At 66.2% G+C, this 24016-nt stretch carries 23 protein-coding genes; 4 read left to right on the top strand and 19 right to left on the bottom strand.

Translation table 11 applies throughout. From position 1 onward, the window contains the following. Positions 1-9: 9 nt before the first annotated feature. The 14 genes from smc to CH256_RS13030 form a co-directional block, all read right to left on the bottom strand. Complete coding sequence (smc, locus tag CH256_RS13095; RefSeq protein ID WP_094642214.1) at positions 10-3672, bottom strand: chromosome segregation protein SMC; 3663 nt, start codon at positions 3670-3672, stop codon at positions 10-12. Positions 3673-3732: 60 nt separating this feature from the next. After that, positions 3733-4008: an acylphosphatase gene (locus CH256_RS13090; protein ID WP_068049568.1), complete on the bottom strand. Its 276-nt coding sequence runs from the start codon at positions 4006-4008 to the stop codon at positions 3733-3735. Next, positions 4005-4271, bottom strand: a complete 267-nt coding sequence (locus CH256_RS13085) for a hypothetical protein (RefSeq protein WP_094642216.1) — start codon at positions 4269-4271, stop codon at positions 4005-4007. The genes CH256_RS13090 and CH256_RS13085 overlap by 4 nt, the downstream gene beginning before the upstream one ends. Then, positions 4271-4699 (bottom strand): OsmC family protein, encoded by a 429-nt coding sequence (locus CH256_RS13080; RefSeq protein ID WP_094642218.1) that lies wholly within the window; start codon positions 4697-4699, stop codon positions 4271-4273. The genes CH256_RS13085 and CH256_RS13080 overlap by 1 nt, the downstream gene beginning before the upstream one ends. A gap of 91 nt (positions 4700-4790) precedes the next feature. Beyond that, positions 4791-5657, bottom strand: coding sequence for a bifunctional DNA-formamidopyrimidine glycosylase/DNA-(apurinic or apyrimidinic site) lyase (mutM, locus tag CH256_RS13075; RefSeq protein ID WP_094642220.1), 867 nt, complete (start codon positions 5655-5657; stop codon positions 4791-4793). After that, positions 5657-6439 (bottom strand): ribonuclease III, encoded by a 783-nt coding sequence (rnc, locus tag CH256_RS13070; protein WP_068049558.1) that lies wholly within the window; start codon positions 6437-6439, stop codon positions 5657-5659. The genes mutM and rnc overlap by 1 nt, the downstream gene beginning before the upstream one ends. Before the next feature lie 26 nt (positions 6440-6465). After that, on the bottom strand, positions 6466-6648 hold the full coding sequence (gene rpmF, locus CH256_RS13065) for a 50S ribosomal protein L32 (protein ID WP_032397784.1): 183 nt from the start codon (positions 6646-6648) through the stop codon (positions 6466-6468). After that, on the bottom strand, positions 6649-7257 hold the full coding sequence (locus CH256_RS13060) for a YceD family protein (RefSeq protein ID WP_176460482.1): 609 nt from the start codon (positions 7255-7257) through the stop codon (positions 6649-6651). It lies immediately after the preceding gene. Between the two features lie 91 nt (positions 7258-7348). After that, positions 7349-8140: a DivIVA domain-containing protein gene (locus CH256_RS13055; RefSeq protein ID WP_094642222.1), complete on the bottom strand. Its 792-nt coding sequence runs from the start codon at positions 8138-8140 to the stop codon at positions 7349-7351. A 119-nt stretch (positions 8141-8259) separates the two neighbouring features. Further along, positions 8260-8748: a pantetheine-phosphate adenylyltransferase gene (gene coaD / locus CH256_RS13050; protein WP_094642224.1), complete on the bottom strand. Its 489-nt coding sequence runs from the start codon at positions 8746-8748 to the stop codon at positions 8260-8262. A 36-nt stretch (positions 8749-8784) separates the two neighbouring features. Then, positions 8785-9339, bottom strand: coding sequence for a 16S rRNA (guanine(966)-N(2))-methyltransferase RsmD (gene rsmD, locus CH256_RS13045; RefSeq protein ID WP_094642226.1), 555 nt, complete (start codon positions 9337-9339; stop codon positions 8785-8787). Then, positions 9336-12752, bottom strand: coding sequence for a pyruvate carboxylase (locus CH256_RS13040; RefSeq protein ID WP_068049552.1), 3417 nt, complete (start codon positions 12750-12752; stop codon positions 9336-9338). The genes rsmD and CH256_RS13040 overlap by 4 nt, the downstream gene beginning before the upstream one ends. 189 nt (positions 12753-12941) lie before the next feature. Beyond that, positions 12942-15218 (bottom strand): ATP-dependent DNA helicase RecG, encoded by a 2277-nt coding sequence (recG, locus tag CH256_RS13035; RefSeq protein ID WP_094642228.1) that lies wholly within the window; start codon positions 15216-15218, stop codon positions 12942-12944. A gap of 13 nt (positions 15219-15231) precedes the next feature. Next, positions 15232-16911, bottom strand: a complete 1680-nt coding sequence (locus tag CH256_RS13030; RefSeq protein WP_094642230.1) for a DAK2 domain-containing protein — start codon at positions 16909-16911, stop codon at positions 15232-15234. 276 nt (positions 16912-17187) lie between these two features. Here CH256_RS13030 and rpmB point away from each other — a divergent pair, with 276 nt between their 5' ends. Beyond that, positions 17188-17379, top strand: coding sequence for a 50S ribosomal protein L28 (gene rpmB / locus CH256_RS13025; protein ID WP_008717389.1), 192 nt, complete (start codon positions 17188-17190; stop codon positions 17377-17379). 272 nt (positions 17380-17651) lie between these two features. Then, a complete protein-coding gene (locus CH256_RS13020) occupies positions 17652-18446 on the top strand; it encodes an enoyl-CoA hydratase/isomerase family protein (protein WP_094669802.1) in 795 nt (264 codons plus the stop codon). Between the two features lie 5 nt (positions 18447-18451). On the opposite strand, the gene CH256_RS13015 is transcribed toward CH256_RS13020, so the two are convergent. The 3 genes from CH256_RS13015 to CH256_RS13005 are packed head-to-tail and all read right to left on the bottom strand — an operon-like array spanning position 18452 to position 20707. Next, positions 18452-19144 carry a uracil-DNA glycosylase gene (locus CH256_RS13015; protein WP_094642232.1) on the bottom strand — a complete coding sequence of 231 codons (693 nt, stop codon included), beginning with the start codon at positions 19142-19144 and terminating at the stop codon, positions 18452-18454. After that, on the bottom strand, positions 19141-19665 hold the full coding sequence (locus CH256_RS13010; protein WP_094669801.1) for a gamma carbonic anhydrase family protein: 525 nt from the start codon (positions 19663-19665) through the stop codon (positions 19141-19143). The genes CH256_RS13015 and CH256_RS13010 overlap by 4 nt, the downstream gene beginning before the upstream one ends. A gap of 37 nt (positions 19666-19702) precedes the next feature. Beyond that, a complete protein-coding gene (locus tag CH256_RS13005) occupies positions 19703-20707 on the bottom strand; it encodes a thiamine-phosphate kinase (protein ID WP_306438718.1) in 1005 nt (334 codons plus the stop codon). 176 nt (positions 20708-20883) lie between these two features. Here CH256_RS13005 and CH256_RS13000 point away from each other — a divergent pair, with 176 nt between their 5' ends. Together CH256_RS13000 and CH256_RS12995 are read left to right on the top strand one after the other, a co-directional pair. Continuing rightward, on the top strand, positions 20884-21132 hold the full coding sequence (locus CH256_RS13000; RefSeq protein ID WP_037189711.1) for an Lrp/AsnC ligand binding domain-containing protein: 249 nt from the start codon (positions 20884-20886) through the stop codon (positions 21130-21132). Positions 21133-21135: 3 nt separating this feature from the next. Continuing rightward, complete coding sequence (locus tag CH256_RS12995; RefSeq protein WP_094642238.1) at positions 21136-21741, top strand: DUF3515 domain-containing protein; 606 nt, start codon at positions 21136-21138, stop codon at positions 21739-21741. A gap of 18 nt (positions 21742-21759) precedes the next feature. On the opposite strand, the gene CH256_RS12990 is transcribed toward CH256_RS12995, so the two are convergent. Next, positions 21760-22866 carry a D-alanine--D-alanine ligase family protein gene (locus CH256_RS12990; RefSeq protein WP_094642240.1) on the bottom strand — a complete coding sequence of 369 codons (1107 nt, stop codon included), beginning with the start codon at positions 22864-22866 and terminating at the stop codon, positions 21760-21762. A 73-nt stretch (positions 22867-22939) separates the two neighbouring features. Next, on the bottom strand, positions 22940-23938 hold the full coding sequence (locus tag CH256_RS12985) for an NAD(P)H-dependent glycerol-3-phosphate dehydrogenase (protein WP_094642242.1): 999 nt from the start codon (positions 23936-23938) through the stop codon (positions 22940-22942). Positions 23939-24016: the final 78 nt, after the last annotated feature.

The raw sequence follows: 24016 nt of genomic DNA, 5'->3' as shown, positions 1-24016 counted from the left end.
GGACGCTGCTCAGGAGACGGTGTCGGATTCAGCGACCGCATCCGGCTCGGTCGGGTCCGGCTGTACTGCGTCCACTGCGACGCGTTCTCGGTTCAACCGCTGCGAGATGACCGTGGTGATTCCGTCGCCGCGCATGCTGACGCCGTACAGCGCATCGGCCACTTCCATCGTCGGTTTCTGGTGCGTGATGACGATCAACTGCGACTTCTCGCGGAGCTGCTCGAACAGTCCGATCAGTCGACGCAGGTTGGTGTCGTCCAGTGCTGCCTCGACCTCGTCCATGACGTAGAACGGTGACGGTCGGGCGCGGAAGATGGCCACCAGCATGGCCACCGCGGTCAGCGATTTCTCGCCACCGGAGAGCAGCGAGAGCCGCTTGACCTTCTTGCCGGGTGGGCGGGCCTCGACCTCGATTCCGGTGGTGAGCATGTCCGACGGGTCGGTCAGGATCAGTCGTCCTTCGCCGCCGGGAAAAAGCTTGGCGAACACCCCGGTGAATTCTCGTTCGACGTCGAGCCACGCCTCCGTGAAGACCTGCAGAATCCGTTCGTCGACGTCGGCGACCACGCCGAGCAGGTCCTTGCGCGCGGACTTGACGTCTTCGAGCTGGGTGGACAGGAAGTTGTAGCGCTCTTCGAGGGCGGCGAACTCTTCGAGAGCGAGCGGGTTCACCTTGCCGAGTGTCGCGAGGTCACGCTCGGCGCGTTTGGCGCGCTGCTCCTGAGTGGCGCGGTCGAACGGCATCGGGGCCGGTGCCACCACCTGCTCGCCCCGCTGCTTGGCTGCCTCGTACTCGGCCATCTCGAGTTCGGTGGGTGGCAGGGCCACGTCGGGCCCGTACTCGGCCACCAGATCGTCGAGGCCGATGCCGTGTTGCTCGAGAATCGTCGTCTCGAGTTGTTCGATCCGCAGCGCGGCCTGGGCGCGGGCCACCTCGTCCCGGTGCACGGCGTCGGTGATCGACGCCAGCTGCCCCTGCAGGGCTCGAACCTGCTCCTTGACCTTGTCGAGTTCGATTGTGCGCGTTGCACGTTCGGCAGAAAGCTCGTCTCGTCTACGGGCAGCGGCTGCCACGACCGTGGCCAACCGCGCAGCGACTTCCTCGCCCGATTCTCCGACCGCCGCCGCCACTGCGGCCGCATGCCGACGCGCCGCGCTCTCACGCTCGGCTCGCGCCCTGGCCTCACGCTCGGCTCGCGCCGCCCGTCGAAGCGAATCCGCCTTACCGCGCACGGACTGTGCGCGCTCTTCGGCGGTCCGTACGTTCAACCGAGCCTCGACCTCCACGGCACGCACTTCGGTCAGTGCCGCTGCCGCCATCTCCCGTTCCATCGTGGTCGCTGCGTCACTGCTCTCGCCGTCTCCCGCGAAACCCGACTGTTCGTCCTCGGCCGTCCGCAGACTTTCCTCGAGCTCGGCCAGCCGCGCAATCGCTTCCTCCCGGCTGGCCTCGGCAGAGCTACGCTGCGTCGTCAATCGCGCCGACTCGGCATGCGCCGAACGCGCCAGTTGACCCAATCGGCCCAACTGCTCGTACACCGCTGCCATGGCAGCATCGGATTCGTTGAGCGCCGCGAGCGCCTGCTCGGCCGATTCGCGCCGGTCCCGTTGTTCGTCCAACGCTCCCGACAGCGCTGCGTCGAGTTCCTCCGCGCGGCGGACTGCCGCTGCCAACTCCACGGTGGACGTGTCGATCGCCGACTGCACCTCAAGGGTGCTCGGACGACGATCCGAGCCGCCGGTGACCCAGCCTGGCTCGACGACGTCGCCGTCCTTGGTGACCGCACGCAGATCACCGGATTCGGAGACGAGACGGTGTGCAGCGTCGAGCGATTCGACGGCGACCATACCGTCGAGCAGGGCCGCCATGGCTCCGGCCAACCGGTCCGGATACTCGATCAGGTCCAGCACCCATCGAGCGCCGTCCGGCAGTTCCGGACGTGAAAACGACTGCGCTGCAGCGACACTGCCGTGCACGATGGACGCGCGCCCGCCGTCGGCCGCACGCAGCGCCAGCACGGCATCCCGCGCGGCGTCGAACGACTCGGCGTGTGCGGCATCGGCGGCCGGACCCATGGCCACTGCCACCGCGACCTCGTATCCAGGCTCGACCGTGAGATGGCCGGCCAGCAGACCCGACAGACCGTCCTGCTGGTTCTCCACCAGCCACCCGGCACCGTCCTTGCGTTCGAGGCCCATCGTGAGCGCTTCGATCCTGGCCTCGAACGACGCCACCTTCTTGCCCGCGATGCGTTCTTCGGCCTGCAGTTCGGTCACTCGAGCGTCGGCATGTCGAAGCGCGGCGACGGCTCGTTCGTAATTGGTGTCGAGGCTCAGTTCACTCGCATCGAGGGTACCGATCTGATCCTGCACACTCTCGAACTCACGCTGAGCCGATTCGCCCCGCTCTCGGGCCTCGTCGATGGCCACCGACAAGCGCTCCACCTCCGAGTCGATCGACTCGACCTTGGTTCGGAAGGTGTCGACTCGGCCGGACAGGCGAGCGAACCCCTCACGGCGGTCGGCCACCGCGCGTACAGCGGCGAGGTGGGCGCGCTCGGCGGCCGCAGCGGCCGCTTCGCGCTCGGCCAGCTGCTCGCGTGCCGCCTCGAGGGTTTCACGTGCCATCTCGACTGCTTCGACGAGTTCCATCTCTTCTTCGGCGACCCGCTCGGCCTGCGCTTCGAGCTCGTCCGGGTCCTGCCCTCGACCCGTGGATCGAACGGCGTCGAGATGCCGAGCCCGTTCGTGTGCGATGCGCACCGTCGCGTTGACGCGCTCGGCCAGGGCCGACAGGCGGAACCACGTCTGCCCGGCCGCTTCGGCACTGGGGGTCAGCCGGGCGACCGCCTGCTCGTGTTCGCCGAGTGCCACCGAGCCGGCTTCGAGGGCGTCCTGCACCATCGCGTACTGCTCGCGTGCCGCTTCCTCGTCCTGGGTCTGGTTCGCGAATTCCTCGCGCCTGGCCACCAGATCGTCGGCCACCAGTCGCAATCGGGCATCACGTAGGTCGGCCTGGACGGTCTGCGCGCGGCGCGCAACCTCGGCCTGCCTGCCGAGAGGCTTGAGTTGGCGGCGCAATTCGGTCGTCAGGTCGGTCAACCGCGCCAGGTTGGCCTGCATCGCGTCGAGCTTGCGGACGGCCTTTTCCTTGCGCTTGCGGTGCTTGAGTACCCCGGCTGCTTCCTCGATGAAGGCTCGCCGGTCCTCGGGCCGCGATTCCAGGATCGCGGCGAGCCGGCCCTGCCCTACGATCACATGCATCTCGCGGCCGATACCGGAGTCGCTGAGCAGTTCCTGGACGTCCATCAAACGGCACGAACTGCCGTTGATCTCGTACTCACCCGCGCCGTCGCGGAACATTCGCCGAGTGATCGAGACCTCGGAGTAATCGATCGGAAGTGCGCCGTCGGAATTGTCGATCGTCAGAGTGACCTCTGCGCGGCCCAGCGGGGCGCGCCCCGAGGTGCCCGCGAAGATGACGTCTTCCATCTTCCCGCCGCGCAACGCCTTGGCACCCTGTTCACCCATCACCCAGGTCAGGGCGTCCACGACATTGGATTTACCCGAGCCGTTGGGGCCGACTACACAGGTGATTCCCGGCTCGAAACGCAGAGTCGTCGCCGAAGCAAAGGACTTGAAGCCCTTCAGCGTCAGACTCTTGAGATACATAGCGTCCGTACTCTACCGGCACGCTGCGCGAAAGCGCGCCGAGCCTCACGCAACGGACGATCAGCGTTCGACGAACCCCTCCAGATCTCCGCGGGCGGTGTCCCAACTCTCCACCACGAGCGTGACCGTGCCCGGCGTCTTATCGCCTCGGAGCAAGGCCAGCAGTGCCTCAAGACGCTCACGTGGGCCCTCCGCTATCACCAGGACCCGTCCGTCCGCGTGGTTGGTCGCGTGACCGACCAGTCCGAGTTCGAGTGCGCGCGAGCGCGTCCACCACCGGAACCCGACGCCCTGAACGAGCCCGTGCACCCACGCCGTCAGCCGTTCTTCGCTCATTCGCGAGCCAACTTTCGGACGTTTCCATCGAAACCGGTGCCGGTTCGCGTATCGAAAAGCTTTGCGGCAGCGCTGTTTCCGGTCGTGAAACACAGCGTGTCACCGTCGGTGACCAGTCTGCCCGGCGAATCGACGTCGGCAACGAGTGTGCCCCGGTCACCGCTCGGAGCGACGGTACGCAGAGCGCCCGATCCGGCGGGAGCCGGAGCAGTCGCCGCGCCGAGGAGCAGACCCGTGACGTCCACGGCTGCTCTGGCTTTCATCAGGCGTCCACGTCGATGTCCAGGGTGACGGTGGTGCCGGCCTTCAGGGTCCGGCCTACCGTGCACACCTTGTCGATGGCGCGCTGGACGACGGTGAGCAGCCGCTCCTGTGCCTCGGGGTCCATTTCGCTGAGGTCGACCCGGAGAATCTCGTTCAGTTCCGGGTACAGCTCGTTCTCCCGATCCGCGGCACCCGACACCTCGACGGTGGCGGAGTAGTCGTCTCCCAGTCGACGCGAGAGCGGTAGGTCCGAGCTCATCCCGGTGCACGCTGCGAGGGCGATTTTGAGCAGCTCGCCGGGGGTGAAGACGCCCTCGACCGACTCGGACCCGATGAGCACTTCGGCTCCTCGCGAGCTACGACCGGTGTATCGACGTGTGCCTGTGCGCTCGACCCAGAGGTTGGTCGGCGTGCTCTGTTCTGCCATGACCGAAATACTAGGCGGGCGGTTCAGGAGTGGAGCCTGCGGAACGACCCGTGCGCACAGGAGTGGAGCCTGCGGAACAATTTGTTCCCTGTCAGCCGCGCACGTGTCGGGGTCGCGGCTGGCAGGTGGGGCAGCTGAACGACGAGCGGTTCATGAACTTCTCGCGTCTGATCGGGGCTCCGCATCGCGAGCAGGGCAGGCCCTCCTGCCCGTAGGCGTCGAGGGATCGATCGAAGTAGCCGGATTGACCGTTGACGTTCACGTACAGCGCGTCGAACGAGGTTCCGCCCTGTGCCAAGGCCTCGCCCATCACCGCGTGCACCGCTGTGAGAAGGCGCCGCAGCGCCGGCCGTGTCAGAGTCTCCGCGATTCGATTGCCGTGGATCTTCGCACGCCACAGCGCCTCGTCGGCATAGATGTTGCCCACGCCCGACAGCACGGTTTGATCGAGCAGTGCCCGCTTGATCTCGGTGTGCTTGCCGCGCAACACGTTCACCACCGATTCGGCGTCGAACAGAGGATCGATCGGGTCGCGGGCGATGTGTGCGACCGGTTCGGGTACCTCGGTGCCGTCCACGGTGACGATCGGGGCGAGTGCCCAGCCGCCGAACGTGCGCTGATCCACGAAGCGCAGATCGGTGCCGTCGTCGAGTCGAGCACGAATGCGCAGGTGCCTCTCGTCCGGGGCGGACGGCGGCTGCACCAGCATTTGCCCGCTCATACCCAGGTGCACGACGGTCGCGAAATCGCCGGGTTCCATCACCAGCCAGAGGTATTTTCCGCGCCGTCGAGCGGAGGAGATGCGTCGACCGCGCAACTGGCCGATCAGATCGAGACCACCGAGATCGTGACGCCGCACGGCGCGGGGGTGCAATACTTCCACCGACCGCATCGTTTTGCCGACGACATGAGATTCCAGACCGAGCCTGACGACCTCGACCTCGGGTAGTTCCGGCATCAGGAAGGGTCTGGGGCCGACTCGGCCGGAATCGCAGTGTCGTTGTCCGACAACGCATTCCACGCCAGACTGGCAGCCTTCTGTTCGGCTTCCTTCTTCGATCGGCCGATACCGACGCCGCGGGGGAATCCACCGACCAGCACGGTCGCAGTGAATTCCTTGTCGTGATCGGGCCCGGTGGACGAGATTTCGTACGCGGGAACGCCGAGTGCACGTTCGGCGGTCAATTCCTGGAGGCTCGTCTTCCAGTCCAGTCCTGCACCGAGCTTGGGAGCCCGGTCGAGGAGGCCTGCGAACAACGTCAGAACGACGGTGCGCGCAACGTCGATGCCGTGCTGCAGGTGAATTGCACCGAGCAACGACTCCATGCCGTCGGCAAGTATGCTCGGCTTGTCGCGTCCACCGGTCTGCTCCTCACCTTTGCCCAACAGCAGGTGGCGACCCAGGCCGCCGTCGCCGAGTCCACGCGCGACCTCGGCCAGGGCATGCATGTTGACCACGCTCGCCCTGATCTTGGCCAGCTGACCTTCGGACTTCGCGGGGTGCACCGCGTAGAGGTGCTCGGTGACAGCAAGACCGAGGACGGAGTCCCCCAGGAACTCGAGACGCTCGTTGGTCGGCAGACCACCGTGTTCGTACGCGAACGATCGGTGCGTCAGAGCCAATGTCAACAACGGTTCCGACAGGGAAACACCGATAGCGGCGAGGAGCGACTCTCGGTCGTCCCCGCCGCTGACGGCAGTGGAGCTATTCTTCTGTGAACCGCTGTTGTGCCGATCCACTACTTCGTGTGTCACGTAAGCGGAAATCAGACCGCTGCGACGACCTGGCGGCCCTTGTAGGTGCCGCACGAGGGGCACGCGATGTGGGGCAAGGTCTTCTCGCCACAACCGCGGTTGGGGCACGTCACGAGGGTGGGCGCAGTGGTTTTCCACTGTGCACGACGCGACCTCGTGTTGGAACGCGACATTTTGCGCTTCGGGACAGCCACTTACTTCTCCTCGGCTTCGTTGTTCACAAGTTCTGTGCTCGGTTCTGGATCCACGCCAAATTTGGCTGCAAGACCAGCCCAGCGAGGATCAATTGTATCGTGAGAGTGGCCGGATTCAGCAATCGCCAGGCGAACGCCGCATTCTGGGCACAATCCCTCGCACTCGTCACTGCAGACGGGGTGGAGTGGAAGCTCCAGACCGACCGCGTCGACGATGACGGGTTCGAGGTCTATCAGGTCGTCGGCGATGCGGTGAATCTCGTCCGCATCGGTGGTCTCCTCGGTGATGCTGTTCGGGTAAGCGAACAACTCGGTCAGGTAGACGTCGACGTTGCCACTGACCGGGTCGAGGCACCGTGTGCACTCTCCGGCCGTGGCTGCTCGTACGGAGCCGGTGACGAGAACGCCCTCCGAGACCGCCTGCAACTGCAGATCGAGCGAGACCGGTACACCGGCTTCGATGGCAATGGCATCGAGGCCGATTCGGGAAGGAGCCGGAACCGTCCGCTCGATGGCCTTCGTAGACCCGGGTCGACGACCGAGGTTGAGAATGTCCAGAACGAATCCGTCGTCCAATTCCGGACGGGTCGTTCTCTTGGGCGGGGGCACGGCTGATCTTCCTTACTGTCGGTATGCCTACTGTCGGTAAGCAACCTCACAACGATACGCATACACGCATACGAGGGCAAATTGCTGCCGTTCAGTGGCGGCTTCGACGCCCCTGCTCCGGGCTTCCGTACGCCGATTCGCCGTACGGCTCGCTGCCGTATTCCGGTACACCCGAGCCGGTTCGCAGTTGCTGACGCCCACGGCCCACCGAACGGATGGTGCCGCTGAGGAACTCCTCGAACTCTGCCAGCTTGGTGTCGACGTAGACGTCGCACTCGCTGCGCATCCGATCCGATTCGGCGTGCGCGCTGTCGATCACCCGAGCCGACTCGGCGTGGGCCGCCTGAACGACCTCGGTTTCCGACACGAGACGGTTCTGTTCGGCGGTGCCGTCTGCGACCGACCGCTCGTACGACGCCGTACCGGACTCGATCATCCGATCGGCTTCGGTGCGGGCGCGAACGGTCAGTGCCTCGTACTCACGCTGGCCTTCCAGCACCGTGCGCTCTGCTTCTGCCTCGGCATCGGCCACGAGCTGGTCGGCGTGCGCCGACGCCTCGGACACCATGCGATCCGCCTGAGCCTTGGCGTCGGCGAGAATGCGATCGGCCGAATCCCTGGCGTTCTCGACCGTGTCCTGGGCCTCGGCATTGGCGGTGCTCACCGTCTTCTCCGCGGTGGCCCTGGCATCGCCGACGAGCTTGTCGCGATGGTCCAGTACGTCCTGGGCGTCGTCCAGCTCGCCGGGGATGGCGTCTCGGACGTCGTCGAGCAGTTCCAGGACGTCGCCGCGAGGGACGACACACCCGGCAGTCATCGGAACGCCGCGCGCCTCCTCGACAATGGCGACGAGCTCGTCGAGCGCCTCGAATACGCGGTACACCGGTTACCCCAATCGTCGAATCTGCCACTGCGCGGTCTTCACTCGCAGTGCTGCGCTACCCAGTCTGCCCGCCGACGCGCGCGTCTGCGCTATACCGGCCCGGTGTGTCGCTCCTCGAACTAGTCTGCCGCCCGCTCGGCGATACGGGCCAGCAGTCGGTCCTGAACGAACGGCGGCAGCATGCCGGTGACGTCTCCCCCGAAGGTCGCGACCTCCTTGATCAACGAACTCGACAGGAAGCTGTGCGCAGGATTCGCCGGAAGAAACAGCGTGTCCACACCGGTCAACGTTCTGTTCATCTGCGCCATCTGCAACTCGTAATCGAAGTCGTTGGCACTGCGCAGACCTTTGACGATCGCCGAAAAGCCTTCTTGCCGAGCATAATCGACCAACAAGCCGTACCAAGAACCGATTCTGACGTTGGGCAGATGCTCCGTGGCGACCTCGAGCATCTCGATCCGCTCGTCGATGCTGAACATGCCCTTCTTGCTCTTGTTCACCATCACCGTGACCACCACCTCGTCGAAGGCGGCGGCTGCGCGCTCGAAGATGTCGAGGTGACCGTTGGTCACCGGGTCGAAGGATCCAGGGCAGAGTGCGCCAGTCATGCCCGCGAACCTATCAGCCGATCCCGGACTCACCCGTCACGCGCGTGCCGCGATCTCGATCCGACTCTCGCCGTACTTCTTCGACTTCTCCGGAACGAGTCCGGTCGGCCATCGGGTCTCCGGCGACCGCGACGAGCGCTCGAGGACGACGACCGCGTCGGGGGTGAGCCACCCCCCGGTGACGAGCCTGTCCAGCAGACCGGCGACGGCAGTGTCGGTGACCGCATACGGCGGGTCCGCCAACACCAGGTCGTACGCCGCGTCCGCGGCCCCGGCCAGTACCGAGGCCACCGGGGCACACCGGACCGACGCGCCGGGCAGACCCACGGATTCGATGTTCTTTCGCACCACCGCTGCCGCTCGGGCGTCCGACTCGACCAACACCGCCGACGACGCGCCGCGCGAGAGTGCTTCGAGCCCCAGTGCCCCCGATCCCGCAAACAGATCCAGCACCGCGGCACCACCCAGTTCCATCCGACTCTCCAGGGAGCTGAACAGCGCCTCGCGCACTCGCTCGGAGGTGGGGCGGGTGCCCTGGCCGGGTACCGACAAACGTCGACCGCCCGCGACACCCGCCACGATCCGCGTCATTCGCTGCCGGCCTCTTCGCCCGTCGACCCCCCACCGATGACGACGAGCAGATCGCCGCCCTCCACCTGCTGCACGCCCGAGATCGCCAGACGGGTCACGGTGCCGCCGCGAGGTGCGGTGATCGCGGCCTCCATCTTCATGGCCTCGATCGTGGCGACGGTGTCACCGGCCGAGATCTTCTGTCCCTCTTCGACGGAGAGCGTCACGACACCGGCGAACGGTGCCGGGATATGACCGGAATTCGATCGGTCTGCCTTCTCGACAGTGGGTGCCTCACTCGAAATGGACCGGTCACGCACCGAGACAGGACGCAACTGTCCGTTGAGAATGCACATCACGGTACGCATACCGCGCTCGTCGGGGTCGGAGATCGCCTCGAGACCGATGAGCAGTTCGACGCCCTTCTCCAGTGCCACGCGATGCTCCTCGCCCTGCCGCAGGCCGTAGAAGAACTGATTGGCCGACAGCCGCGTCGTATCGCCGTACTTCTCGCGATGAGCAGCGAGTTCGGCTGTGGGACCGGGGAACAGCAGACGGTTGAGAGTCTCGCGGCGCTGAGCCGACGTTCCGTCGAGGCTCTTCTCGTCTTCCTCGGTGAGTGGTGTCACCGGCTTGCCCTCACCGCGCCCCTCCAGCGCCTTGGTCCGCAACGGTTCCGGCCATCCGCCCGCGGGCGTACCAAGATCGCCGCGCAGGAAGCCGATCACCGAATCGGGGATGTCGTAACGACCGGGGTTCTCGGCGAACTCCTCGGCGGACGCGCCTGCACCGACCAGAGCCAGAGCCAGGTCGCCGACGACCTTCGAGCTCGGGGTCACCTTGGTCAGGCGGCCCAACATACGGTCGGCTGCAGCGTAATTGGCCTCGACGGTCTCGAACCGATCACCGAGCCCGAGCGAAATCGCCTGCTGCCGTAGATTCGAGAGCTGTCCACCGGGAATCTCGTGGGTGTAAACGCGCCCCGTCGGTGCCGGCAGCCCGGACTCGAACGGCGCGTACACCTTTCGCACGGCTTCCCAGTACGGCTCCAGGTCGCAGACCGCCTGAAGATTAAGACCGGTGTCGCGCTCGGTGTGTGCCGCCGCCGCAACGATCGCGGACAACGCGGGCTGGCTGGTGGTGCCTGCCATCGCCGCACTGGCACCGTCGACGGCGTCCGCCCCGGCCTCCCAGGCCGCCAGGTACGTCGCGAGCTGCCCACCGGGGGTGTCGTGCGTGTGAACATGCACGGGTAGATCGAAATTCGAGCGCAGCGCCGTCACCAGGGTCTTGGCTGCAGGTGCGCGAAGCAGTCCTGCCATGTCCTTGATCGCGAGCACGTGCGCGCCTGCGTCGACGATCTGCTCGGCCAACTTCAGGTAGTAGTCGAGGGTGTAGAGGTTCTCGTTCGGGTTCGACAGATCACCGGTGTAGCTCAGTGCCACCTCGGCGAGCGCCGTGCCGGTCTCGCGCACGGCATCGATGGCCGGACGCATCTGATCGACATTGTTGAGCGCGTCGAAGATTCGGAAGATGTCGATGCCGGTGTCGGTGGCCTCGGCAACGAAGCTGCGGGTCACCTTCTCCGGATACGGGGTGTAGCCGACGGTGTTCCTGCCGCGCAGCAACATCTGAATTGCGATGTTGGGCACGGCCTCTCGCAGGCTCGCCAGTCGCTCCCACGGATCCTCGTGCAGGAATCGCAGTGCCACGTCGTAGGTGGCACCGCCCCACGCCTCGATCGAGAGCAACTGCGGCGTCGTGCGCGCCACGTACGGGGCGACGCCGAGCAGTCCGCTCGTCCGCACTCGCGTCGCCAGCAACGACTGATGTGCGTCACGGAACGTGGTGTCGGTGACGCCGAGAGCCTTCTGGTTCCGCAGATCGCGAGCGAAGCCCTCGGGTCCGAGCGCCAGCAGACGCTGCCTCGAACCGTCGGGAATCGGTGCCGAGAAGTCGACCGGGGGGAGCTTGTCGTGCGGGTACACCGGAGACGGACGCTCGCCGTGCGGCTTGTTGACCGTCACATCGGCGAGGTAGGCGAGGATCTTCGTGCCGCGGTCGCCCGAGGATCGCGAGGTGAGCAGTTCGGGGCGCTCCTCGATGAACGAGGTGGTGACGCGACCGGCCGTGAAGTCGGGATCGACCAGAACCGCTTGCAGGAACGGAATGTTCGTGGCCACACCGCGAATCCTGAACTCCGCCAACGCGCGTCGGGCACGAGCCACAGCGGTGTCGAAATCACGGCCGCGGCAGGTGAGCTTGACGAGCATGGAGTCGAAGTAGGCCCCGACCTCGGCACCCAACGTGGTTCCGCCGTCGAGACGCACTCCGGCACCGCCCGGCGTGCGGTATGCAGTGATGCGTCCCACGTCCGGACGGAATCCGTTCGCCGGATCCTCGGTGGTGATGCGGCACTGCAGCGCCGCACCGCGCAGCACGATGTTCTCCTGCTGCAGACCCAGATCCGCGAGCGTCTCTCCCGAGGCGATCCGCAGCTGGGACTGCACCAGATCCACATCGGTCACCTCTTCGGTGACGGTGTGCTCCACCTGGATTCGAGGGTTCATCTCGATGAAGACGTGATTGCCGCGGGTGTCGAGCAGGAACTCGACGGTACCGGCACACGAGTACTCGATCTGCTTCGCGAACGCCACGGCATCGGCGCAGATCTTCTCTCGCAATCCTTCGGGCAGATTGGGAGCCGGAGCGAGCTCGATGACTTTCTGATGCCGACGCTGCACACTGCAGTCGCGCTCGAACAGGTGCACCACGTTGCCCTGGCCGTCGGCGAGGATCTGAACCTCGATGTGCCGAGGATCGATCACGGCCTGTTCGAGGAACACCGTCGGATCACCGAAGGCCGATTCCGCCTCGCGCGCAGCAGCTTCGATGGATTCGCGTAGCTGCTCGGGCTCGGCCACCCGGCGCATCCCGCGACCGCCGCCACCGGCGACCGCCTTGACGAACAACGGGAACGTCATGGTCTCGGACGCCGCGACCAGCTCGTCCACGTCGGACGACGGTTCCGACGACGCCAGCACCGGCAGTCCTGCGGCCTTGGCTGCCGCGATGGCCCGCGCCTTGTTGCCGGTCAGTTCGAGCACGTCGGCGGACGGGCCGACGAAGGTGATGCCGGCCTCGGCGCACGCTGCGGCCAGATCCGGGTTCTCGGAAAGGAATCCGTAGCCGGGGTAGACAGCGTCCGCGCCGCTGCGCTTGGCAGCGGCGACGATCTCGTCGACCGAGAGATACGCGCGAACGGGATGCCCCTTCTCCCCGATCTGATACGCCTCGTCGGCCTTCGTCCGGTGCACCGAGTTCCGGTCCTCGAACGGGAACACCGCAACGGTCGAGGCCCCGAGTTCGTAGGAGGCGCGGAAGGCGCGGATGGCGATTTCGCCGCGGTTGGCAACCAAAACTTTGGAGAACATTGGCTCAACTTACCCGGCAGAGTGAGCCACCGAGGTGTACTGATCTCACCATTCGAGACGAATTGGTCGAATCGGCCGACTGAAACGGTGCAGTGCATCCCGACGGCCGTTCCTGATCGTTCCCGGTCGTTCCTGCAGGCTCCACTCCTGCCTTCCCCTGTCGTTCCTGCAGGCTCCACTCCTGCCCCGTCAGGACTTCTGCAGGTAGTCGACTCGATCCGATCTCCAGGCCGACCGCATCATCGACGCGATGCCGGGATCGTTTGCCAGCGACGGGTCCCGCGCGAACAGCGATCGTGCGCAGTCCTGAGCGTCGGCGATGATGCCCTCGTCGTCGATGAACGAGAGCAGTCGCAACCCGCTGACCGTGCCCGACTGTGCGGCACCGAGAACGTCGCCCTCGCGACGAGTGGCCAGATCCAGCTTGGCCAACTCGAAGCCGTCGTTGGTCGCTGCTACCGCCTCGAGCCGGGCGAAGGAGCCGCCCGCGGGGCTGAGATAGCTGATCATGATGCACAGGCCCTGGTGCCCGCCTCGGCCGATTCGCCCTCGCAACTGATGCAGTTGGCTCACGCCGAATCGGTCCGCGTCCACAATGACCATGACCGTCGCGTTGGGAACGTCCACGCCCACTTCGACCACCGTGGTGCAGACCAGGACGTCGATCTCGCCGGAGTTGAACTCGGACATGGTGATGTCCTTGTCGTCCCCCGACAGTCGTCCGTGCAGCAGCCCCACGCGCAGATCGTGCATCGGTCCGGTGGAGAGGGTCTCGTACAGGTCGACCGCTGCCGTCGTCTCGGGGCCGTCCTCCGCGCTCGCGCTCTTCTTCTTCGCAGCGCTCTTCTTCCCGGTCTCGGTGTCCTCGTCGTCGCCGATGCGGGAGCACACCACGTACGCCTGCCGACCTGCTGCCACTTCCTCGCGAATACGCTGCCACGCTCGATCGACCCAGCCCGGTTTGCTCCTGGCGGGCACCACGTTGCTGACGATGGGCGATCTGCCGCGGGGCAGTTCGGTGAGCACCGACGTCTCGAGGTCGCCGAGGGTCGACATCGCGATGGTGCGTGGGATAGGGGTGGCGGTCATCACCAGCAAGTGCGGACTGGTGTTGTCGCGAGCTTTCGCGCGCAACGCATCTCGTTGCTCGACGCCGAACCTGTGCTGCTCGTCGACGACGACCATCGCGAGATCGAGGAACTCCACTCGGTCCTCGATCAGGGCGTGGGTACCGATCACGATGCCTGCATCACCGGTGACCGCATCGAGCAACGCGGACCGCTTGGCCGCAGTGGACATCGAGCCGGTCAACAAGGCGACCTTGGTCGCCAGCTCGTGCGATCCGAGTTCCCCACCGGCTGCGAGGCTTCCGAGCATCGAGCGAATCGAGCGCGCATGTTGGGAGGCGAGCACCTCCGTCGGTGCCAGCAACGCGCATTGGTGTCCGGCGTCAATGACCTGCAGCATCGCCCGCAACGCGACGATCGTCTTACCCGAGCCGACCTCACCCTGCAGCAGCCGCGACATCGGATGCGGCGCCGACAGATCGTGGGCGATCTCGGCCGCGACCTGGTGCTGACCGGCCGTCAACTCGAACGGCAGACGCCGATCGAACTCCGCCGCGATACCGTCGGTGATCGGTGGGCATCGCGCTGCCACCCGGGTGGATGCGTCGCGTCGGCGGTCGGCGAGGACGAGTTGAACGGCGAGCGCCTCGTCGAACTTGAGCCGCTCGCGCGCGGAGTCCTTGTCCTGTGCGGTGTCCGGGAAATGGATCGACCGCAGTGCGGTGTCGATGTCGACGAGACCGCGCTGCGCACGTACCGACTCGGGCAGCGGATCGACCACTGCGTCGAGTTGGTCGAGCACCTGCCGCACGCAGCGCATGAACGTCCAGCTCTCGACGTCCTTCGCGGCCGGGTAGATGGGCACGAATGCTCGATCGAACACCGACATGTCGACGGCTCCGGAGGAATCGACCGAGCCACGAGCGAGTCCGGCCAGGGTGCCGCCGCCGACGATTCGACCTGCGGGCACGACGGCACCGTCGTTGTCGTCGCCACCGAGAATCACGTAGCTGGGGTGCGTGAGATTCCACCGCTTGCCGAAATACTTGACCTTGCCGGAGAACATCCCGCGTCGACCCGGCACCACCACATGCTTGAGCTTGTGCGGACTGAAGAAGGTGGCTTCGATGCGCTGTCCGTCGGCGGCGAGTGTCACCGCGAGGAACTGGCCGTTGCGGTTCTTCATCGACCGCAGCGTCGCGGACTCGACCGTCGCGACGATGGTGATGTGCTCGCCCTCGGGCGGCTCCTTCTCTCCCAGCTCCGAACCGTGCGTCATGTAGCGGTGCGGATAGTGCCGAAGCAGATCCTCGACGGTGTGAATACCGAAGACGTCGGCCAGCGGCGTCGCCGCCGCGGCTCCGAGGACGTGATCGAGCCGGTCCACCAACGTTGCCATTGTCCGAGATTCCCTATTCCACTCCGAATTGCACGAGATCCCCCGGCTGCCCACCTGTATAGACCACCACGTCGACTCCGGGGTGTGCGCCCGCCACGTATTCGGCCAACTGATCGCCGAAATCCTCCGACGCCTCGGCACCGACGAGCACTGTCACCATCTCCCCGCCCGTCGCCAGGAGCTGATCGATCAACCGACACCCCGCATCGAGCGGACGAGCGGCGACGATCACCACTTCCTGCCCCGCGAGCCCGATGCAGTCGCCCGGCTCACACGTGCCGACCCACGTCAGCGATCGCTCCCGCGCGATACGCAGAGATCCCCATCTCGTGCCCGCCGCCGCCTCGGACATCGTGAATGCATCGTCGACCGCAGCCCTGGCTGCATCGTGCACCGCGAGCGCGGCCAAACCCTGCACCATGGCCGAGCACGGCAACATCACCACGTCTTTGCCGTCCGCTCGGGCAGCTGCGCCGACGGCAACCAGTTCCTGCGCGGACAAAGCGCCGTTCGGCAACACCAACACCTCGCGGTGCTTCATCCCGACGATCGCACGATGCAGCACCGAGGAGTCGATCGCCTCGTCGCACCGCACCACCGTCGCGCCTTCCTGAACGTAGAGATCCGCGGCACCCTCACCGGCCACCAGCGCCAAAATATCGCGACCCACCGACAACGCTGCTTCGTCGTGCGCTCGGGGGCTCACCGCCCCGTCGAACTCGGCGAATCCGAAACACGAGATGCGCACTCCGTGAACATCTCCGGCTGCGATGCCGAGATCCACGGCACTGCCGGGATCGGTGGTGTGCACATGTGCGGACCATGCCCCGGAACCGTCACCGGCGACCACGACGGAATCTCCGATGTCGGCCAGATCCCGTCGAAGTTCCGCCGCCCTCGCGTCGTTCGGGCCGTGCACGACGTAGACCACCTCGTACCCGAGAGGGCGACTCGACCCGTACCCCGACACACTCTCGGGTGCACCGCCGCACTCCGACGACACGTTCGACGCACCGGTCACCGCCCGGCGTTCGTGCTCGTGTGGGCGACGGTAACGCCGGCGCGGCGGGGTGCGGCCGATCACCACCTCCACGAGGGCATCGATGATCACCGAGAGACCGAGAGCGCCTGCGTCCACCACTCCCGCCTCGCGGAGTTCGGCGAGTTGATCGGTCGTGCTGTCGACAGCCCGAGCGGTGGCCTCGGCTATGTCGACCACCAGCGTCGAGAGGCCGACGTTGGCGTCGTGGGCGGAGGCCTCCCGATCGGCGGCGTCCAGAACCGTGAGCATCGTGCCCTCGACGGGAACGCTCACTGCGGCTGCGACCAGGACTTTCGCGCGTCGCAGCATCGCCTGGATCGACACCGTGTCGAGCGGGCCGTCCGCTGAGGCCTCGGCAACAGCGCGCAACAACTGCGACACGATCACTCCCGAGTTGCCCCGCGCGCCCGCGACCGCCCCCACGGCCAGTGCCCGTCCGATGGCGCGGGCGTCCGCAGTGGGCCCGGCTGCGCGCATCGACTCCACCGCGGCACGGAAGGTGAACATGAGATTGGTGCCGGTGTCCGAGTCGGGTATGGGGAACACGTTGAGTGCATCGATCTCGTCGCACCGCGCGGTCAGAGAATCGACACAGCGGTAGGCCCACCGTCGTAGGGCCGCCGCATCGATCGATTCGAGAACGTCGACCACGTCGAGCAGCCTCCCCCCGCGTCACATCCGCTACCTGGTCCGAACTCCCTCGCGGACAGTTCCCGAAGCTTAGTCGGGCATGATCGGTGGCGCGCCGTCCGTGAGCCCTCACGCAGCGTCTGCCGTGGCGGTTTGGTGATTGCGGGCCGCGCCGCTATTCTTGCAGGGTTGCCTCGAGGCGATCTTCACGCATTGCAATCCTTGCATCTGCTCGTAGTTCGTTTCGATGTCTTCGACCACATGTATCGATCAACATCTATCAAGGAGTTCGCGACTATGGCTGCCGTCTGCGACGTATGCGCCAAGGGGCCCGGCTTCGGTAAGTCGGTCTCGCACTCGCACCGACGGACCAACCGTCGTTGGAACCCGAATATCCAGACCGTTCACGCTCAGGTTGCGCCTGGTAACTCCAAGCGCATGAACGTGTGCACCTCCTGCTTGAAGGCAGGCAAGGTGGTCCGGGGCTGATTTCGGCCTCGCTCTTCGATTTCCTCCACGGCCTCGACTGCGTGCGAGCACTGTGCCCCGCCCCCGATTTTCGGAGGCGGGGCACAGTCGTTCGTGCTTCCGCCCGTTCCGTTCCGTTCTGTTGCACAGCCGGTGAGGACCGTGACGACCGAGTTCAGCGTCCGGCTACCCCGCCTTCGACCCGGGTAGCGGTCCCGGAAGCGGGATCGTGCATCCGTACCGAGGCACCGCGGCCCCACGACGGAATCACGACGTCGGTTAGAGTCCGGAACGTGACTTATTCGGACGCCGACATTTCCAGCAAGGTCCGCATCGAGGACGGTGTACTTCGCATCGTCGTCGCCACCGACGCCGGAGGTGCGTCGCTCGATCTGGAGGGTATCGCCGACGGCACCGCGGCTCTGCGCTCCGCCAACGACGGCAGCACCGCGATCGGAAGCGTCCTGCTCATCGGTCGAGGGCCGAATTTCTGCGCAGGTGGCAATGTTCGCGACTTCGCCGGTGCGGCCGATCGCGGTGCCTTCGTGGGTTCTGTCGCCGACACGTTCCACGCCTTCGTTCGTGAATTGGCCGCCGTCACCGTCCCGGTCGTGGCCGGTGTGCACGGTTGGGCTGCCGGTGCAGGAATGAGCCTGGTCTGCCTCACCGACATCGCCATCGGCGGGCCCTCGACCAAGCTTCGCCCCGCGTATCCCTCGATCGGTTTCACTCCGGACGGTGGCATGTCGTGGACACTCCCCCGAATAGTCGGCTCGGGCCGCGCGATGGACATTCTGCTCAACGACTCGATCATCAACGGAGAGGACGCCGTTCGTCTCGGGATTCTCAGCCGCCTGGTGGGCGACGACATCGTCGACAGCGAGGCCGAGCGCCTGGCGCGAACCCTTGCCGTCGGGCCGACATCGGCGTATCAGGGAATCAAGACTCTGCTGCGGGCCGCCGAATCGGTCACGCTGACACAGCAGTTGGACGCCGAAGCTTCCTCGATCTCCGCAGCCGCGTCGTCACCTGCCGGACGTGAAGGCGTCGACGCGTTCGTCGAGAAGCGTCGGCCCGACTTCTCCTGATTCGATCACGGCAGCGTCCAGTCGATCGGTTCGTCTCCCCCCTCGACCAACAATTCGTTGACACGGCTGAAAGGCTTGGATCCGAAGAATCCGCGTGACGCGGACAGCGGAGACGGGTGCGCGGATTCGATGTAGGGCACCGATCCGAGCATCGGCTTCAGGCTAGCCGCGTCGCGTCCCCACAGAACGGCGACCAGTCCGGGCGCGTCGGGATTCTCGGCCCGGGCGACGAGTGCACGAATTGCTTGCTCGGTCACCGCTTCCCACCCCTTCTTCCGGTGCGACGCAGCCTGACCCGGCTCTACGGTGAGCACCCTGTTGAGCAACATCACCCCGCGGTCCGCCCAGGGTGTCAGATCACCGTTGCTGGGCGTGGGCAACCCCAGATCGTCCGAGTACTCCTTGAAGATGTTGCTCAGACTGCGCGGTACGGGTCGCACATCCGGGGCAACGGAAAAGCTCAGCCCCACTGCGTGTCCCGGCGTCGGATACGGATCCTGACCGACGATGAGGACGCGAACTCCATCGAAGGGGTGGCGAAAAGCGCGCAGTACGTTCTCGCCGGCGGGGAGGTAATGACGTCCTGCGGCGAGTTCGGCCCGTAGGAAGTCGCCCATGGCAGCAACATTCGACTCGACCGGTGCAAGGGCGGCCGCCCACCCCGATTCGACGCTCTCGGCGAGCGGACGCGGCGTCACCGATCGATCCGGCGCAGCGCGTCGCGGTAGTACGCGGCGTTGGCCGAGTACATCTGCACGTTGATGTCGACATGCCCTTCGGGAACCTGGTACCCCTCGCGGATTTTTGCCGGAACCCCCAGTGCCATGGAGCGTTCGGGAACGACGAACTTGAACGGCACCACTGCGCCTGCCCCCACGATCGAGCCGGCACCGATCTTCGAGCCGTTCAGTACCACCGAGCCCGAGGCGATGAGGCAGTTGTTCCCGATGGTCGCACCCTCGACGTGCGCGTTGTGGCCCAGTACGCACCCGGAACCGATGACCGTTGCGTCGATCGGGGTGCAGTGCACCACGGTCCCGTCCTGCACGTTGGTGCCCTCGCCGATCGAAATGGTGCCGTAATCGGCCCGCAGAACGGCAGTGGGCCACACCGACGATCCGGCCGCCAGAGTCACCGCTCCGATGACGACGGCGTCGGGATGGACGTAGGCGTCTGGGTGGATGTCGGGTTCGCGATCACCGAGTGCGTAGATAGCCATCTCTGCAACTTAGCCGACCCGATGAACCCGACCGCGTTCACTCGCCCTCGAAACTCGACCATCCCGATCTACCCGAATGGGGGCGTCCGCCGACCGTCACTCGCGGGCCCTGTCCGTCACCGCCGTGCTGGACACGTCCGATCACCGTCCATCCCCGGGGAACGCCTGCGGTATCGGGGAAGGTGCCGACGAGAGCGTGATCCTCGCCTCCGGTGAGCACCCAGTCCAGCGGATCGTGACCCATCAGTGTTGCGGCCGAACGTACTTCGACCGGTATGTCCAGCAGGTCGGGATCGACGTCCAGCAGAACGCCCGACGCGTCGGCGATGTGGCCGAGATCGGCCAACAAGCCGTCGGAAACGTCGGTGAGAGAGGTCGCTCCCGCCTCTGCCGCGTCGATCCCGGCGCGATACGGAGGGACGGGCACTCGGTGCGCGTCCACCACGGCGTCGTGGCCGGTTCTGTCCCTGTCGCCGAGCAGGAGGGCGAGTCCGGCCGCCGACCAGCCGAGCCGTCCCGCGTACGCGATCACGTCACCGGCACGCGCCCCCGACCGAAGAACCGGTGCCCGGCCCTGGAGGTCGCCGAGCGCGGTGATCGAGATCACCAGCTCCGGCGACTGCACCACATCGCCGCCGACGATGGCCGATCCAGCAGCGACCGCCTCGAGCCACATGCCCTCGTTGAGGCCGTCGGTCACGCTCACCGGCGTGTCGGCCGGGCACCCGAGCGAGACGAGAAAACCCGAGCACTGCGCGCCCATTGCGGCGATGTCCGCGCCGTTCTGCGCGATCGACTTGCGGCCGATCTGTATCGGACTCGACCAGTCGAGCCGAAAGTGCCTGCCGTGCACCAACATATCGGTCGACGCCGCGATCCGACCGTCGGACGCGGCGACGACGGCTGCGTCGTCACCCGGCCCGACGATGGTCGACGGTGGCTGCACACGGTCTGCCACGGCGCGGGCGATCACGTCGAATTCACCGACCTGCGCGACGGTGCGCTCGCTGCCGGTGGACGAGTCGGTGACGGTGTCGTCGATGATGTTCCTCCCTGAGAACGCGGTGCGTGCGCGACGGTCTCACGCGGAGCGCGCGCCGAGCCTGCGGTACCTTTTAGCGGCGGTCGGGACAGTACCGATGCAGCAGGTTACGTGCGAAGAGAACGTAGTCGAACCAACCTACAGTCGAGAAGTCCGGCAGGGGAAAGGGACCACCGATGGTGCAAGCATTCGTTCTCGTTCAGACCGAGGTGGGCCGTGCGACGGCCGTCGCACAGCAGATCGAGGCCGTCGACGGTGTCGTGTCGGCGGAGGCAGTGGTCGGGCCCTACGACGTGATCGCGCGCGCCGACGGTGCCTCCGACGCCGAGATCGCCGAGATCGTCTCCCGCATCCAGAAGGTCGATGCCATCACTCGTACCCTCACCTGCCCCGTGGCCCCGCAGTCGACGACGTCCGTCGGATAGCTCGTGAATTCACCCGACACCGGCAACGACGCCGGCACCGAAGACAGCCCGGCCGAGACCGAGAGCACTCGCGAGCAGCGCCATCCCGCAGTCATCGCCACCGCGATCGCGTTGCCGGTCGCGCTGGTCGTCGGAGTTCTGGTTGCCGCCATCGCGGTCAACCGCTCACCCGTTCGCGATCCGGTCGCGCTGGGCCCGGTCGACTCCCCCGATGCCGCGAGCGCGCAGTGCACGTCCCTGCTCGACGCCTTGCCCGAGAACCTCGGCGACTACACCAGGGCCGAGTTGGCCGACCCGGCCCCGGTCGGAGTCCGCGCGTGGGCCTCGGACGTGGAGAACGCCGAGCCGGTCGTGTTGCGGTGCGGCCTGCCCCGGCCCATCGGGTTCGATGTGGCCGCACCTCTGCAGGTGATCAACGGCGTTCAGTGGTTCGAGGTGTCCGGGGAAGACGACGGGATCGATGCCAGCACATGGTTCGTCGTCGATCGCGGCGTGTACGTTGCCCTGACGATTCCGGGCGACTCGGGCCCCACCCCGTTGCAGGACGCGTCCTCGGCCGTGTCGGATGCGCTGCCCCAACAACCTCTCGACCCGGCTCCGTTGCAGTAGCGCTGGGCCGCAACGGCTCTAGCGCAAACCGGTGCCGCGGGCGAGGGCGGTGTCGATCAGAGTCGCGATGAGCGTCGGGTAGTCGACGCCCGATTCCGCCCACATCTTGGGGTACATCGAGATCGAGGTGAACCCGGGCATCGTGTTGATCTCGTTGATGACCGGACCGTTCTCGGTGACGAAGAAATCCACCCGCGCCAGGCCTTGGCAGTCCAACGCTCGGAAGGCCGCGACGGCGAGTTCACGTATGCGGTCGCTCGTGGCGTCGTCGAGTGCCGCCGGGATGTCGAACTCACTGACATCGTCGAGGTACTTGGTGTCGAAGTCGTAGAAAGCATGATCGTCGATGTCCGCGTCGGGAATTCGGATCTCGGCGACGGCGCTCGCGCGCACGGTGCCGTCGGGAAATTCCAGCACCCCGCACTCGACCTCGCGGCCGTGGATCATGCCCTCGACGATCACCTTGGGGTCGTGTTCGCGTGCGACGGCGATCGCGGTGGGTAGTTGGTCCCACGCGGTGATGCGCGAGATTCCGATGGACGATCCACCTCGGGCCGGTTTGACGAATGCGGGCAGGCCGATTCGCTCACGCTCGGCAGCCGTCAGGTCGTCGACCGCGCGTCGGAGTACGACCTGGCGACCGATCGGCAGTCCTTCGGCTCCGAGCAGCTTCTTGGTGAATTCCTTGTCCATGCCCGCAGCGCTGGCCAGCACGCCCGGCCCGACGTACGGAACGCCGGCCAGTTCGAGCAGACCCTGCAGGGTGCCGTCCTCGCCGTACGGTCCGTGCAGAACGGGGAACACGACGTCGACGGATGCGAGCACCGTCCCGCCTTCCCCCTCGCCGAGGGCGAGAAGAGCACCGGCGTGGCCGGGGTCCGTACTGAGCGCAAGCGCGGCTCCCGTCTTGTCGACGGTCGGCAGCACCCGGTCGTGAATCGCCAACGCATCGATGTCGGAGGAGCCGAGTACCCAGGCACCGTCCGCGGTGATCCCCACCGGAACCACCTCGTACTTGGCCGGATCGAGGTTCTGCAGCACGCTACCTGCCGATACACAGGACACGGCATGCTCGCTGCTGCGGCCACCGAAGACGACGGCAACTTTGATGCGGGGAGTACTCACGATGAGAAACCGTACCGCCGCGGCTCATCGAACGCGGATTCGCCCTGTTCGTCGCGAGACCGCCATCACTGCCTCACTCGGGCTTGATACGACGTCCCAGCAGGTGCCCGACCGCGTCCGGAACGGACATGCCACCGTGACACACCCGATGCACCGCGTCGGTCAGTGGCATCTCGACGTCGTAACTCTCGGCGAGGGCTCGCACCGAGGTGCAGGACTTGACGCCCTCGGCCACCTGCCCGTGCGCTGCCTCCTGCGCACTCTCGAGGGAGCCGCCCGAACCCAGTCGCTCTCCGAACGTGCGATTGCGCGAGAGAGGCGACGAGCAGGTGGCGACCAGGTCGCCCACACCGGCCAGGCCCGAGAGCGTCGACGGCTTGGCACCGAGCGCCACTCCGAGGCGGATGATCTCGGCCAGACCCCTGGTCATGATCGACGCGAGGGTGTTCTCGCCGTATCCGACGCCTGCGGCCATCCCGCAGGCGAGGGCGATGACGTTCTTGCAGGCACCACCGATCTCGGCGCCGATGACGTCACTGTTGGTGTAAGGCCTGAAATATCCGGTGGCGCAGGACTTCTGAATCTCGAGGGCTCGCTGGGAGTCGGAGCAGGCGATGACGGTGGCTGCGGGCTGCCCCTCGGCGATCGGGCGCGCAAGATTCGGCCCGGACAGGCACGCCACCCGGCTGGGATCGGCACCGGTGACCTGAGAGATCACCTGACTCATCCGCATGAGCGTTCCGGTCTCGATTCCCTTCGCCAGGGAGAGCAGCGTTGCCTGCGGCGGGATCGAGTCGGTCCACGCCCCCAGATTGGCCCGCAGACTCTGCGACGGCACGGCGAGAACCACGATGTCGGCTCCGTCGAGGGCACGCACCGGATCACTCGTCGCACGGATGGACGACGGTAGCTCGATTCCCGGAAGGTAGTCCTTGTTCTCGTGGTCGTCGGTGATGGATGCAGCGAGTTCCTCGCGGCGGGCCCACATGGTGACGTCCGTTCCGGCATCGGCCAACACCTTGGCGAATGCGGTCCCCCACGAACCCGACCCCAATACCGCTGCTCTGCTCATTCCGCCAACCCCTCGCCTACTTCGCCGATGCCCTGTCCACGCGCGCATCACCCTAACTCGCAGACCTGCTCGGGCGGT

The organism is Rhodococcus sp. 05-2254-6 (assembly GCF_002258565.1).
GTDB lineage: Bacteria > Actinomycetota > Actinomycetes > Mycobacteriales > Mycobacteriaceae > Rhodococcoides.
This window is presented reverse-complemented; position numbering and strand designations above follow the sequence as displayed.

Excerpts from the sequence above, each read along its gene's own strand:
- CH256_RS13010 (WP_094669801.1), bottom strand. The coding sequence starts at position 19,665 with ATGGCTATCTACGCACTCGGTGATCGCGAACCCGACATCCACCCAGAC.
- CH256_RS13080 (WP_094642218.1), bottom strand. The coding sequence starts at position 4,699 with ATGGCAGAACAGAGCACGCCGACCAACCTCTGGGTCGAGCGCACAGGC.
- CH256_RS13040 (WP_068049552.1), bottom strand. The coding sequence starts at position 12,752 with ATGTTCTCCAAAGTTTTGGTTGCCAACCGCGGCGAAATCGCCATCCGC.
- rsmD (WP_094642226.1), bottom strand. The coding sequence starts at position 9,339 with ATGACGCGGATCGTGGCGGGTGTCGCGGGCGGTCGACGTTTGTCGGTA.
- recG (WP_094642228.1), bottom strand. The coding sequence starts at position 15,218 with ATGGCAACGTTGGTGGACCGGCTCGATCACGTCCTCGGAGCCGCGGCG.
- coaD (WP_094642224.1), bottom strand. The coding sequence starts at position 8,748 with ATGACTGGCGCACTCTGCCCTGGATCCTTCGACCCGGTGACCAACGGT.
- rpmB (WP_008717389.1), top strand. The coding sequence starts at position 17,188 with ATGGCTGCCGTCTGCGACGTATGCGCCAAGGGGCCCGGCTTCGGTAAG.
- smc (WP_094642214.1), bottom strand. The coding sequence starts at position 3,672 with ATGTATCTCAAGAGTCTGACGCTGAAGGGCTTCAAGTCCTTTGCTTCG.
- CH256_RS12985 (WP_094642242.1), bottom strand. The coding sequence starts at position 23,938 with ATGAGCAGAGCAGCGGTATTGGGGTCGGGTTCGTGGGGGACCGCATTC.
- CH256_RS13000 (WP_037189711.1), top strand. The coding sequence starts at position 20,884 with ATGGTGCAAGCATTCGTTCTCGTTCAGACCGAGGTGGGCCGTGCGACG.
- CH256_RS13085 (WP_094642216.1), bottom strand. The coding sequence starts at position 4,271 with ATGAAAGCCAGAGCAGCCGTGGACGTCACGGGTCTGCTCCTCGGCGCG.
- CH256_RS13090 (WP_068049568.1), bottom strand. The coding sequence starts at position 4,008 with ATGAGCGAAGAACGGCTGACGGCGTGGGTGCACGGGCTCGTTCAGGGC.
- mutM (WP_094642220.1), bottom strand. The coding sequence starts at position 5,657 with ATGCCGGAACTACCCGAGGTCGAGGTCGTCAGGCTCGGTCTGGAATCT.